Origin of the sequence: Lentibacillus sp. Marseille-P4043, assembly GCF_900258515.1 — a bacterium.
GTDB lineage: Bacteria > Bacillota > Bacilli > Bacillales > Amphibacillaceae > Lentibacillus_C.
This window is the reverse complement of the sequence record NZ_LT984884.1, coordinates 1171452-1185271: the sequence shown is the minus strand read 5'-3', so window position 1 is coordinate 1185271 and position 13820 is coordinate 1171452. Positions and strand designations below refer to the sequence as shown.

12 protein-coding genes and 1 riboswitch are annotated in these 13820 nt (G+C 37.6%); of the genes, 3 read left to right on the top strand and 9 right to left on the bottom strand.

Features of this window, described 5'->3' with window-relative positions; genetic code table 11:
- Nucleotides 1-95: 95 nt before the first annotated feature.
- A complete protein-coding gene (locus C8270_RS06015) occupies nt 96-2159 on the top strand; it encodes a methyl-accepting chemotaxis protein (protein ID WP_106495965.1) in 2064 nt (687 codons plus the stop codon).
- Nucleotides 2160-2302: 143 nt separating this feature from the next.
- On the top strand, nt 2303-2974 hold the full coding sequence (locus tag C8270_RS06010) for a response regulator transcription factor (protein ID WP_106495964.1): 672 nt from the start codon (nt 2303-2305) through the stop codon (nt 2972-2974).
- Between the two features lie 150 nt (nt 2975-3124).
- Here the strand turns inward: C8270_RS06010 and C8270_RS06005 are convergent, their stop codons facing one another.
- From C8270_RS06005 to motA, 8 genes are all read right to left on the bottom strand, one after another.
- Nucleotides 3125-3850, bottom strand: coding sequence for an EAL domain-containing protein (locus C8270_RS06005; RefSeq protein ID WP_106495963.1), 726 nt, complete (start codon nt 3848-3850; stop codon nt 3125-3127).
- A gap of 158 nt (nt 3851-4008) precedes the next feature.
- On the bottom strand, nt 4009-5718 hold the full coding sequence (locus tag C8270_RS06000; RefSeq protein WP_106495962.1) for a methyl-accepting chemotaxis protein: 1710 nt from the start codon (nt 5716-5718) through the stop codon (nt 4009-4011).
- 37 nt (nt 5719-5755) lie between these two features.
- The gene (locus tag C8270_RS05995; protein ID WP_106495961.1) at nt 5756-6115 is read right to left on the bottom strand and encodes a response regulator; all 360 of its coding nucleotides are present in this window, start codon (nt 6113-6115) and stop codon (nt 5756-5758) included.
- A gap of 20 nt (nt 6116-6135) precedes the next feature.
- Nucleotides 6136-6600: a chemotaxis protein CheW gene (locus tag C8270_RS05990; RefSeq protein ID WP_106495960.1), complete on the bottom strand. Its 465-nt coding sequence runs from the start codon at nt 6598-6600 to the stop codon at nt 6136-6138.
- A gap of 18 nt (nt 6601-6618) precedes the next feature.
- Nucleotides 6619-8601: a chemotaxis protein CheA gene (locus C8270_RS05985; RefSeq protein ID WP_106495959.1), complete on the bottom strand. Its 1983-nt coding sequence runs from the start codon at nt 8599-8601 to the stop codon at nt 6619-6621.
- A gap of 23 nt (nt 8602-8624) precedes the next feature.
- Entirely contained in the window at nt 8625-9086 is a 462-nt protein-coding gene (locus C8270_RS05980; RefSeq protein WP_106495958.1) for a chemotaxis protein CheX, read from the bottom strand.
- Between the two features lie 95 nt (nt 9087-9181).
- Nucleotides 9182-9284, bottom strand: a riboswitch (cyclic di-GMP riboswitch).
- A 281-nt stretch (nt 9285-9565) separates the two neighbouring features.
- The gene (gene motB, locus C8270_RS05975) at nt 9566-10351 is read right to left on the bottom strand and encodes a flagellar motor protein MotB (RefSeq protein WP_325034729.1); all 786 of its coding nucleotides are present in this window, start codon (nt 10349-10351) and stop codon (nt 9566-9568) included.
- Nucleotides 10329-11132, bottom strand: coding sequence for a flagellar motor stator protein MotA (gene motA / locus C8270_RS05970; protein ID WP_106495956.1), 804 nt, complete (start codon nt 11130-11132; stop codon nt 10329-10331). The genes motB and motA overlap by 23 nt, the downstream gene beginning before the upstream one ends.
- A gap of 348 nt (nt 11133-11480) precedes the next feature.
- Here motA and C8270_RS05965 point away from each other — a divergent pair, with 348 nt between their 5' ends.
- Entirely contained in the window at nt 11481-11660 is a 180-nt protein-coding gene (locus C8270_RS05965) for an SE1832 family protein (RefSeq protein WP_106495955.1), read from the top strand.
- Between the two features lie 40 nt (nt 11661-11700).
- Here C8270_RS05965 and C8270_RS05960 read toward each other — a convergent pair whose 3' ends face one another.
- Nucleotides 11701-13554 carry a cation:proton antiporter gene (locus C8270_RS05960; protein WP_106495954.1) on the bottom strand — a complete coding sequence of 618 codons (1854 nt, stop codon included), beginning with the start codon at nt 13552-13554 and terminating at the stop codon, nt 11701-11703.
- Nucleotides 13555-13820: the final 266 nt, after the last annotated feature.

Sequence of the window (13820 nt, the reverse complement as noted above, 5' to 3'; positions counted from 1 at the left end):
GCAATCACACTAGTTCTTTTTTACCACAAACCCTTAGAAAGGAGGATAAAGGGGTATTCTTATTTAAAATCACTACATAGAAAAGAGAGAGCGCTGTGAATAAAAATATACAGAACAACCAGAAAAGGAAAGTTCGTCAAGGTAATTTTCTCAACAGAACACTTCGTAGGCAGATTTTAATCCCATTTCTTATTCTCATTATATTTACCGGTGTTGTTGTGGCGTTTGTAAGTTACGAGTTTAGCGTGAAAACAACTTCTGATGAACTTACCCAAAATGTGGAAAGCCAAATGGAAAGTATGAATGACTCATTCGAGCTGTTCTTTTCCAATATGGATAATAAATTAGATCGGTTTACATCATATGATCTACTTACAAACTATAAACCTGAAAACAAGGATCAAATACTCCAATATTTACAGGCGACCGGTGATGCCAATTCTACCATTTCAACAATTTATACTGGGATTGAATCAACTGGGGAAATGATCGATTACCCTAATGGGGATTTGGGCGATGATTACGACCCTAGGGAAAGACCCTGGTATCAAAAGGCAGTTGACGCCGATGGTAAGACAATTTGGACAGAACCATATACAGATAAAACTACCGGACAAACAATTGTAAGTACTGCACGGGCCTTTTATAACGACGGTAAACTTGTCGGGGTTATGTCGATCGATGTTTTTGTTGACACGATCCTTGATATGATTAATAACATTAAGATCGGTGAAAACGGCTATGCAGTTGTGTTTGATGAAGCGGGTAAATATATTGCCCATCCAGACAAAGACTACATTGGTTCAGATGAATCCGAAAAAGATTATTATCAAAAGATCGTCAATGCTGGTGATCAAGGGATTGTTCACTATCAATTTGAAGACGAAGATAAAATTATGGGGTTTGTTAAGAACCCAACAACCGGATGGCTCCTTGGTGGCACCGTCTATGAGAGTGATATACAAAATCAAGCGCAATCGATCATCATCCCAATTGCAATCGCTCTAGGGATAGCCTTGATTATCGCAATAGCTATCTCCCTTGTTGTAACAAGAAAATTAACAACGCCAATTAAGAAACTTCAATCGACAATGAAAGAAGTTGAAGGCGGCAATTTATTAGCTGAAGTAGACAATACACGGGTAGACGAAATTGGCCAATTATCCGTAAGTTTTCAAAATATGTTAACGCAAATGCGGGAAATGATGAAAAAAATTGCTAACATCTCATTCCATGTTTCTGAAGCTTCTCAGACACTCGTAGCTAGTGCGGAAGAAAACACAGCATCGTCAAATGAGGTTGCTACAACAATGGAACAAATTGCATCCGGTGCAGCTAATGAATCTGAACTAATGGAACAAAATGAAACAGCAACAAATCGTTTATCCGATATGATTAGCCAAATCGAAGTGCAAAACAGAAGCGTGCATGAAGAGGCCAAAGCGATGACAAAAGTTTCAGAAGAAGGCACAACAACGGTTAAAGAACTTCGTAAACAGTCAGATCAAACGGGTAAAATGACCGATGAAGTGGTTAATGCCATTCATGCACTTGATGAAAAATCTACTAATGTCAGCGAAATAGTTAATAAGATTTCGGATATTTCCAGTCAGACAAATTTATTAGCATTGAATGCAGCAATAGAAGCTGCACGTGCTGGTGAAAGTGGTCGCGGCTTTGCGGTTGTGGCAGATGAAGTACGGAAACTCGCGGAGCAATCGGAAAGTGCACTTGGGGATATTTCTGAATTGATTACGGAAATGCAAGATGAAACAAAACGAACAGTTACCTTAATCAATGAAACAAGCGATGTAATCCAATCACAATCGCAATCTGTTAACGATACTGGAGATGCGTTTGCTAGTATTACAGCAACAGTTAAAACGAACAATGAAATGATCAGCAAAGTTATTGGTCTAATGGATGACATTTCCCAGCAGGAGAAGGTACTTTCTGAAAACACTAGAAATATTGCCTCCATAAGCCAAGAAACTGCTGCAGGAACAGAGGAAGTATCTGCCTCCATCGAGGAACAAACTGCATCAATGGAGCAATTAAATAATTTGGCTGGTGAACTAGAAGATTATTCTGTTCAAATGCAGGAACAAATTGATCAATTTATCATTGATAATAACAAAACGAAAATAGAAGAAAAATAGAATAATAATGCGGGAATCGAGCGACTTTATCTCGATTCCCTCTTTATTACAGCATACATAACTTTTAGTGTTATACTTTAGTGAGGACTGTAAATTATACTACCCATTATGCTAGTTAAAATATAATGAAGGAGCTAATGTAAATGAACAACATCGCACTAATTAAGGAAGCAACTATTTTACGCGATGGAATTGTGTCCGTTCTCCAAGAGAGATTGTCCAATTATACGATCATAACCTACAATTCCATGAACTATCCATTACTTTTCCAAAAAGAACACATGGCAGATTTACTAATTATCGACATAAACACGGATATCGACCTCGGTAAACTACTTGAATATTATGCAGGCAATCATAAAAAGGTAGTAATCTGGACATCAACATTGGAGAATGTTCAACTAGCAGATTTATTTAAACTAGATCTGGATGGTTATTTTTACAACGGAATGGAAACAACAGAAATACTATTTGCAATTGAAACAATAATGGCTGGAGATCAATATATTCATCCTAAACTTAGCCCTATTCTACTTAATAGCTACGTAAGATTAAGCCATAACAAAATTGAACGGCCAATCGGTATCCTCTCGGAAAGAGAATGGGAAGTTTTGGAACAGATCGTTCAAGGAAACAGCAACTGCAACATAGGAGAAAACCTCTTTATTTCTACTACTACCGTAAATAATCACGTAAGATCGATTTTGAAGAAGCTACAAGTGAAGGATAGAACAAGTGCAGCATTATTAGCAGTTACAAACAACTGGTGTGTTTGTAACTCTTCTAAAACATTCCACAAAAGCAAATTAGGCTGAACAAAAGCACTAGCGCCCGTTTAGCGACGTACGGACTGGAGCTTGACGCGGCTCTCCCTATCCGAGAATAAATTAGAGCCAAATTTTATACTTTTTTATAAACTATAAAATAACCACAAAAGGTTTATGGACACCTTTTGTGGTCTGTAATTACATATAGCTTCTGATCGGCTTTGGTCTACCTAAATAAAACCCCTGTCCAAATGGCACACCCATTGCTTTTGCTGTCAGCAAATCTTCTTTACACTCAAACCCTTCTAAAACGATCGTGCTCTCTTCTCCAAAAAGCTGAAGCATTAATTTAATAACCTTTTGCTTTTTCGGAGAAGTAGCTAAATCCCTTGTAAAATAACGGTCAATTTTAACAATATTAGGTTCCAATTCTAAAACCGCCTTTAAACTGGATTCCCCTTTTCCAATATCATCAATCGCAATGACAAATCCTTGTCTTTTCAAGTCCATTATCGCCCGATTGAGGACAGCTAAATCTGGCATCTTTTCCGCTTCATTTATTTCAAAAACAATTGAACTTGGCGGAATGTTCAACATTGACTTTAGTTGTTGCAAATTATAATGAAAGTCCGGTGAAATTAATGTCGAAGGAAATATATTGATAAACAAGTGTAAACCTTCTAGATTTTCTGCCTCATTGTTAAACGTTGTAAGGGCTTTATGGATAGATTTCATATCTAAATCAAATAGTTGATCTTGTTCTTTTGCATAGTTAAATAAAAGTTCTGGATTAGGGAATTGCTCCGAGCGCAATAATACCTCATATCCGTAAACTTGATTAACATCAGAAAGCTTCATAATAGGCTGAATGACATGATAAAAGTCTGTTTCTTTTTCAGGTAAAGCTAGATTTGTGCTCCCCATTCTTTAAAGTCTCCTTTTTCTTTGTTGTAACGTACCTGATCAATATTCAAACCGTTCATATGTATTTATTCCTTTTTTAAAGCGAGGTTTCCCGTTTATCGTGTGGGATGTAATACTGACAGCCCGTTTATTTGCGGGCTGTCAGTTTGTTAATCCAATTAAATCTTAAATTGACGAACTAAGCCGTTTAATTCTTCTGCTAACTTAGCAAGCTGTTCAGAGCTTCCTGAAACTTCTTCCATTGAACTACTTGTTTGTTGCGATGAAGCAGATGTTTGTTCGATGCCTGCAGCTGATTCTTCTGAAATCGATGCTATTTCCTCAATCGAACTGCTCATTTTTTGACTGCTTCCGGCTACACTAGAAAGGTTTTCAGAAATCGTATTTATACCATTTACCATTTCACCAATCGCTTTGCTTATTTTATCAAACGTTACACCTGTTGTTTCGATTTGATTTGTTCCTTTTTCAACTTCTTGATAGCCGTTTTGTAAGGATTCCGTTACCGTACTTGATTCTGTTTGAATACTAGTTACGATTCCCGTAATGTCCGTTACAGAATCAGAAACCTGTTCAGCAAGCTTCCTTACTTCATCCGCAACCACGGCGAATCCTTTTCCTTGCTCCCCAGCTCTAGCCGCTTCAATTGCGGCATTTAGGGCTAGAAGGTTTGTTTGCTCGGCAATATCCTTAATGACAGAAACTAGCTTGGAAATCTCTTGGGACTTGGTATCTAATCCCTGTACTTTTCGGACTGCATCTTGTACTATCTGATCAATTTTAGCCATTTGTTCGTTGGAAGACTGCATTAACTGGCTTCCCTCATCGGTCATACCTAGTACATCATGTGAGGACTGTTTAATATGTTCACCTTCAGCGTTGGTCTCTTGAATTTCATTTGTAAAAGACCCCATAACTGAAGCAAGTTCACTAGCACTATTAGCTTGTGTTTCAGATCCTGATGCTAATTCTTGCATGGTAGTTGCGACCTGTTCAGAGCCTGCCTTTACTTCATTTGCTGATTGAGTTAACTCTTCACTTTGACTGCTGACAGTTTCCGAAACTTTAGACACTTGCTGAATAACATCTCTAAGATTGGTACTCATCGTATTAACCGATTCAGCAAGACGGCCAATTTCATCCTTTCCATCGTAATCAATCATTTCTACTGATAGGTCCCCATCAGCAATTTTGTTACTTACACCTACTACCTTGTTTAAATTACGTGAAACAATACGGCTGATAAAGAAAACGAGCACCCCACCGATAATGATCGATGCAACCATGGATACAAGCTGAACAATTAGTGTCATGCTTTGACTATCTTCCGTTTGGGTAATTGCTGCATTACGCTCTTCATTAACAGTAGTGCGTAACTCTTCCAATAGATCCACTGTTTCTGCTCGCAATTCATTAACTTGAGAGATATAATCAGTTGCTGACCGCATATTCCCGTTACTTACTGCATTCACAATGTTCTCTGTAAATAGATCATTCATTTCTTTATCATTGGCCACAATCTGATCAAACAGTTCCAACTGATCTTTTGAATCCATCCTTTTTCGTATTTCTGCTTCATTTGAATTGAATTCCTTACGACGTTCTTCATACTCGTCAATCAACTTGGAATCTTCCTCTTGAAGGTAACTAACAACTCGGATACTTTTGGAGCGTGTCAATGATCCCATTTGCGTAATCAAGATTTGGCTGTCACCCTTACGTTCCATCTCATCAACATTATCACCAATTTCATTGATCAACACCGTACTAACTGCCGTAGAAACGCCAAATAAGATAAAGACCAATATTAATACCAATCCATACTTCTTACCAATATTAAAGTTCTTAAATTTTAGCTTTTTGAACATGTCTATTTTCCCCTTTTGAAAAAATCCCCATCAATCATCAGGCTAATACTTTTTCCACTGCTTCTTGGATTCGATCTTGCGTAAATGGTTTTACGATGAAGTCTTTTGCACCTGCCTGAATAGCCTCCACTACCATACCCTGTTGTCCCATTGCTGAGCACATAATAACCTTGACATTAGAATTTAATTTTTTTATTTCTTTTACTGACTCAACACCATTCATTTCTGGCATTGTAATATCCATCGTAATTAAATCTGGCTCCAGCTCCTGAAATTTTTCAACAGCATCTTTTCCATTTTCAGCTTCACCAACAACTTCATGGCCAAGCTTTGTTAATATATCTTTTAATTGCATTCGCATAAATGCAGCATCATCAGTTATTAATACTTTTGCCACGGCATATTGCCCCCTATGTATTATTCTTCAACTACCTGTTGTACTTCCTTGATTTCATCCATATTTAAGACACGCTCTAAATCTAGTAATAGCAAAAGTTCACTATCAAGTTTGGCTACACCATGTAAATATGCTTCCTTCACACCACCGATAAGTTTCGGTGCAGCTTCGATTGCTTGTGGGTCAATATCGATTACATCTGTTGCAGCATCAACAATTAAACCAACCTGTACAGTGTCAATACTTACAATTAGAATTTTAGGCTCATCCACCTTACGATTCGTACTCTCCAGTTGCAGCCGTTCCTTCAAGTCGATAATAGGTATTATTTCTCCATGTAAATTGATAATCCCTTTAATAAAGTCAGACGTCCTTGGCACCTCTGTAACATGTTGTAATCGTTCGATTGACAGGACCTGCTGAATATTAGCACCATACCGCTGTTCCCTTAACTGAAAAACAATAACTTTTAACGAATCTTCCATCTATAACACTCCTCTCTCCTATTTTATTAGTGCATTTGGATCAATAATTAATGACACCCGTCCATCGCCTAAAATCGTTGCCCCTGATATTGCATAAACATCTTGCAAGTAGTTTCCTAATGATTTTAAGACGATTTCCTTCTGACCAATCATGGAATCTACTAATAGACCCGTCAATTTATCACCTTTTTTGACAACGACAACAGCATGGTGTTGCTCATCCATACGCTCTTGATCAGCTGGAACTTGAAATACTTTCTTTAAAGAAACAATCGGAATCACTTCTCCTCTGAAGTCCATAACCTGCTGACCGTGTGCATACATTACCTGCTCATCCTGCAATATTACAGTTTCAATAATGGAAGAAAGCGGGACAGCATATGTTTCACTTTGAACGTTAACGAGTAAAGTCGATAAAATAGACAAAGTCAGTGGTAACTGAATGGAAAATTTACTCCCTTTGTCTTTCTCTGACTGAATGGAAATTGTTCCGCCTAATGATTCAATCTTATTTTTAACAACATCCAGCCCAACACCGCGACCGGATATGTCAGAGATTTCGTCTGCTGTACTAAAACCAGAGGACATAATAAACTGGTAAGCCTCTTCATCTGCTAGCGATTTTGCCTGTTCAGCAGTAACTAACCCATTGTCGATTGCTTTTGCTAATACTTTTTCACGATTAATTCCCGCTCCATCATCCTCTATTTCGATGAATACATGGTTACCACTTTGAAATGCACGTAAAATCAGTTTTCCCTCATCTGTTTTACCAAGCTTTTGTCGATCTTCTGGTGTTTCAACCCCATGATCAATTGAATTACGAATCAAATGAACCAAGGGATCTCCTATTTCATCAATCACCGTTCGATCGAGTTCGGTTTCTGCCCCGATAATCTCCAGGTTAACCTTTTTATCCAAATCTTTGGCAAGTCCTCTAACCATTCTTGGAAAGCGATTAAACACTTGTTCAACGGGAACCATTCGCATCGTTAAGATCAAGTTTTGCATGTCCTCAGAGACTCTTGACATGTGCTCAACTGTATCCTGTAGATCGTTGTGGTCTATCTTCGTAGAGATGTCTTCCAATCTACCACGATCAATGACTACTTCTTCAAACAAATTCATCAGATCATCGATTCTGTCAATATTTACACGAATTGTCTTTTGACCTGGTTTGTTATGGGACTTTGCGGATTTAGTTGTCTTTTCCTCTTCCTCCTGTTTATTTTCTTTTGGATTATTAGGAGTCTCTTTACTTTCAGTAGGTAAAATTGATATCTCCACTCGTTGAACCTCGGAAACTTTGTAAATCATTGCTTGAATTTCTTCTTTTGCCATAGTTGAAAGAAGGATAACCGAAACGTCCTGTTCAAATTTCTCTTCCTCTATATCTTCAACTGGGGGAATCGATTTAATCACTTCACCACTATTTTCCAACACATCAAAAACCATATACATACGAGCCGCTTTTAACATACAGTCCTCTGTTAATGAAATGGTTACTTGAAACACATTAAACCCTTGCTCTTTGGCTTGATCGACAACCGTCATCTGGTACTCATCTAAATCAAAACTGACTTGCTCTGTTGCTACATGTGTACTTGGGGCAACAACAGTTTGTCCTTTTTCAAATTGCTCTAATTGACTTATAAGAGTTGAGACATCCTTCTTGCCGTCTTCTCCTTCACTAATTGCGTCAACCATTTCTTCCAAATCCTCTGTTGCTTCAAAAAGAATATCAATTAATTCAGAAGTTACCTCTAATTGGCTGTTTCTAATTTGATCCAGTACGTTTTCAGTCTGGTGTGTTAAAGAAGCAATATCGTCAAATCCCATGGTTGCAGCCATTCCCTTTAATGTATGGGCAGAGCGAAATATTTCATTTACAATAGAAAGATCGTGTGGCTGCTTTTCTAATTCAAGAAGATTGTCATTAACTGCTTGTAAATGCTCACGACTTTCATCTAAAAACATAGTTATGTATTGATTGGTATCCAACAGTAGACCCTCTTTCTATTTCATTAATCAAGTAACAAATAAAGATCCATCTCTCCAACTTTCTCAAACATCACCGTCACTTGAAGGGCCCTTTTATGTCCTGATAAAGTCATCGTCCCTTCAATAATTGTTGGTGATGTGATATCAGTATGAAGATCTTTTTCGACAATGTTGGTTGACATGCCTCCTGCAATCATGTTCCCTAATTCACCACTAAAGGATGAAAGCATTTCCCCTTCTAATGGCATACCAAACATTACTTCACCAATCGCGCTAAAAATACTTGTGTTTCCTGATAAAACCAACTTTCCCTTTACATCGCCAGTAATACCAATTAAGACCCCATATTGAAGATGCAAGTCTTGTTTTAATAAATTTGGTTGTTTTATCTCATGTGCTACTGGTACTACATTACTCAATGATGACAGCGTTCCGTTCAGCAATTCCGTTACAGCTTTAGCGTTTCCAACCGTCGTATTTACCAAAGTGACACTCCTTTTTGATTTATGTATTTTGATAAAGTGTAAAAAAAAGGGCTATTCCAGGTTATAGAATAGCCAAATAGATTTAAAAATCATAGATTGGTAGCCAGGCGATCATTGATGCAAGATCATATAAAATGTCCATTCAGTAGACCCTAGGCTTTGCGTCCTATCCTTTCGAATAGTTTGCCTTTATTATATACGACTTTATTACTAGTTCTAAAGTAATGATAAATTAACTTACGACAAAATTCAACAAATTTCTACATTTGGGCACAAAAGTGGAAGCGACCGTTTAGCGACGTACGGACTGGACTGAACCGTAGGAGATAAAGGAAACACGGTGAGCGAGAGCGAGGCGATGTTGACTTATCGTACGGAGGTGAGGGAAGTCTCGCTAGTCGCTGGGCGCTGGAGCTGGACGTGGCTCGTCATACCCGAGAACAAATTGGAGCCAAATTTTACACTTATCTCTTAAAAAATTACTGTTTTCCATTATCATCTTCATCATCACTTAATTCTAACTCGTGATTTGGCAATATAAGGACTTCTACCCTCCTATTCTTAGCTCTATTCTCATTATTTGTATTAGGGACTATTGGCTGGTATTCTCCAAACCCTTTTGCACTAAACCGTTCAGGGTCCAATGTGTCATTTTGCAGTAACAGTTTCATATAATTAACAGCCCGCATGACACTTAATTCCCAATTTGATCCATAATCACTCGTTTTAATTGGACGGTCATCCGTATGTCCACTTACAACAATTTGGTGTGGTGGATCCGTATGTAAAAATGTTGATACCTCTTTTGCAATCCGCTTCCCAGCATCATTTACAGTGGAACTTCCAGAATCAAAGGTGACGTCATTTAAGATCGTAATTAATAACCCATCATCTGTTAATTTTGCTCCTAATGATTTAGCGAGGTCATTATTTGTTATGTATGCATTAATTTCATTCTTTAAATTCTCTAACTGTTCCCGTTCTTGCATTTGCTCCTTCTCATTGCCGGTGTCCTTTTCATCTTCATCCGTTTTAATCGTTTCACCTTCAGAATCGGTTGGTCCGGAACCTTTCTCCATGAACCCGTCACCACCGGAAAATTCACTTTTGAAAACCTGCGAAAGCTGTTCATATTTTTGTGAATCGATTTCACTCATGGCAAATAGAACGATAAACAATGCAAATAAAAGCGTTAGTAAATCCGAATAAGGTAACAACCATGACTCATCAACTTCATGCTCTTTACGCTGTTTCTTCCGTCGCATAGTCATCCTCCTGATTGAGTTTTGCCAATTCTTTCTGAGATAGATAAGAACTTAACTTATCTTTTACTACTTGGGCAGATTCACCATTGGTTATCGACAAAATGCCTTCTATCATGATTTGTTTTAACTTTACCTCATCTTTAGATTTCTCTCTTAGCTTGTTTGCAAACGGATGCCATAAAACATACCCTGAAAAAATACCAAACAATGTCGCTATAAACGCAGCCGAAATAGCATGACCTAAAACATCGATATCGTTTAAATTACCAAGAGCAGCAATTAAGCCAATTACGGCACCTAGCACTCCTAATGTCGGTGCATATGTACCAGCTTGTGAAAATACTTGAATCCCTTTTTGGTGCCTTTCTTCCATTGCATCAATTTTCTCTAACATCACATCTCGAATAAAATCAGGTGACTTCCCATCAACTACTAATTGTAAGCCCGAAGCTAAAAATGGATCACTTACTTGATCAATTTCACTTTCCAGCGATAATACACCTTCTCTTCTTGTAAGATCCGCCCAATTTGTAAATGTACCTATCACATTGTGAATTGTATTGCCATGCTTCGCCTCGGTAAACAATATCTTAAACAGTGCTGGTACTTGTTTAATTGTACTCATTGGAAAAGCAATACATACAGATGCAGCAGTACCTACAAAAATAATTAATAATGCGCCTGGATTGATTAATGCTGCAGGGCTAACCCCTTTTAACACCATCCCTACCCCTATGGCTATAATGCCCAATATAAGACCAATAAATGACGTTTTATCCACGTCTCCAACCCCCTTAGTTTTATGGTACCATCTATGTTTCCAGTCCATTCGACAAACAGCAATTGGCTATTCTTAAGAAAAGAATAGCCACATCGTTTCATATGAATTCAACCAAAATACTAGATTGTTAAACTCCAGACTTCAAGGTGCAACTCTTAACATAGATGTTTATTCTGAAGATATAGTGATATAGTTCTTTTGTAATAGTACTATATTACTTGTAATAGTAAACAAAATCCCTAAAAAAATCAATCATGATATTCAAAAAAAGATGATGATTTTAAAAAACAACTAGATACTTTCTTGCATCGTGAAAATCCGCTACAATAGTAACTAGGAGTGATAAACATGACGAAAAAGGACATTGAAGCTAAGTTAGCAGAGCTAAAATCAGATTATGCTCGTATCCAGGGTGATGCCGAGAAGTTAACCTCTTTTGGCGGGAATACAACTACAGCAGAGAAAAAACTCATCGAATTAGAAGAAGAAATGGCAGAACTTAACCGCAAACTAGATGAAATAGAATAACAAAACAGTGCAGACCAATTTACTTTGGTCTGCACTGTTTTTACTTTCCATTTCCATTATTACCATTGTTTCGTCGGGTTTCTAATTTAGCTTGGATTTTTTTATCTTGTGGTGCAAGACTAACGACGATGTCTCCGACTTCAGGCGTTGTTTTCATCTCTTCTGAATAAAAGATAATTTTCCCTGATGGTTTAATGTAATACAACAAGACAGCCGCTTCGTCTCGCTCTCCTTTATATTGTTTATAATTATACTGCTCAGTTAAAGTTGTTTGTCTAAATACATAGCCAGATCTTATATTTTGATTTAAATCTTCAGTCGAAACTTCCTCACCAAATAAAATACGTCCGCCGATTTTATCAACAATATCATTTGTTTCACTATCGATTTGTTTATATGGGCTTACTTTATAGACATTGGTTCGACCGTATTCCGGCATAAATGTTGTACAAACAAGGGAATTGTATGAATGATAATCAGTTGCTGCGATTAGATATTCATATGGTGTTGTATCTAAATGGTACTCCGTTTGCTCTGAAAGCATTTCCCCATGATAAAAAGGGATTCCTGCCTCCCGGGCTTTCCGGAGCTTCTCCCAAGACGAGTCAACAACTATGACTGGATCTTTTGCTTTTATAAGCGACTTAGCTAATTCGACGGTAAATGTATTACTGCCAACAATGATCGTTCCAGGTCTTCCTTCCATAGATAGATGAAGTTTTTTAGCCAGCCAGCGGATCGAGAATCCATGGGCAACAACAGTAAAAAAGACAAGCCCGAACGTTAATGTCGTAATAATCGCCGCATCTTCGTATCCAGCTTCACCTAAAATTGCTGCAAAATAACTAGATACCGTTAATGCAACAATCCCTCTTGGTGCAATCCAGCCAACTAGCAATTTTTCATTAAGCGCCAAGTCTGTGCCAATTGTTGATAAGAAAATCGACAATGGGCGCACTAAAAACATCATTAATAGAACATATCCAATGATCCGTGGTTCAAAAACATGCAAGATGGTATGAACGTTTAATGAAGCTGTCAGCATGATAAAGATTGCAGAAATAAGCAATATTGACATATTTTCCTTGAAGTGACGCATGTCTGCAACTGAGCTGATTCCCATATTTGCTAGTGTCATCCCCATAGCAGTAACAGCGAGCAATCCTGTTTCATGTGTGATTTCATCTGCAATGGTAAAGCACATGATGACAACGATAAAAACTACTGGTGACTTTAAAAACTCTGGTATATTCCCCGTTTCAAACATCCAACCGGTTCCTCGACCACATGCCCAGCCAAGAATTGCAGCAAAAATAGATGCAGCAAAAAACAGCAGAAGTGATGTACCATCCGGATTACTGGATGTTAAATAGGAAATAATCTCAAAGGCAAATACCGCAAGCAATGCACCAATGGGATCAACAATAATTCCTTCCCATTTCAAAATTTTTGCCGGTCGCGGTTTTAACTTGGATTGTCGTAACAATGGTAAAATCACGGTAGGTCCAGTGACAATAAATAAACCACCGATAACAAAGGCAACCGCCCATGATAACCCTGCTATATAATGTGCAGTTAGTGATCCTAAGATCCAGGCAATAAATGCTCCAATTGTTGAAATACGAAATACGGGCCGACCAAGTCCACGCAATTCTTTAAAATTCAAATTCAAGCTGCCTTCAAATAGGATGATGGCTACTGCAACCGTAATGATCGGTTTATATAAAGTTCCAAAGTCCTCTTGAGGATTCATAATGCCGAATATTGGGCCTACAATTAATCCGGCAACAGACATAACAACAATAGCCGGCATACGATAACGCCATGCTAGCCATTGTGAACCAATCCCCAGGAGACCTATTAACATAATTTCAAATAAAACAGATGGAAACATATCATACCCCCGTTATCCTTTTTTATATAAAGTCATTTTAAATGCGGATAGAAATAAAGTAAACAATTTTAGTCGTTATTTTTTTGAAAAGATTAGCAAGTTTTGTCGAACAATGTCACACAAATGTCGAAATTATTTAATTGACTGCATTGACAAGCGCTTACAACACCTGTTAATATTATTTTGCTTCAAACATTTCTAAATATTTTTCAATCAAATTATCTGATAATATTGAAAATAAAGGGTTTATTTATTTTGCTTTACGA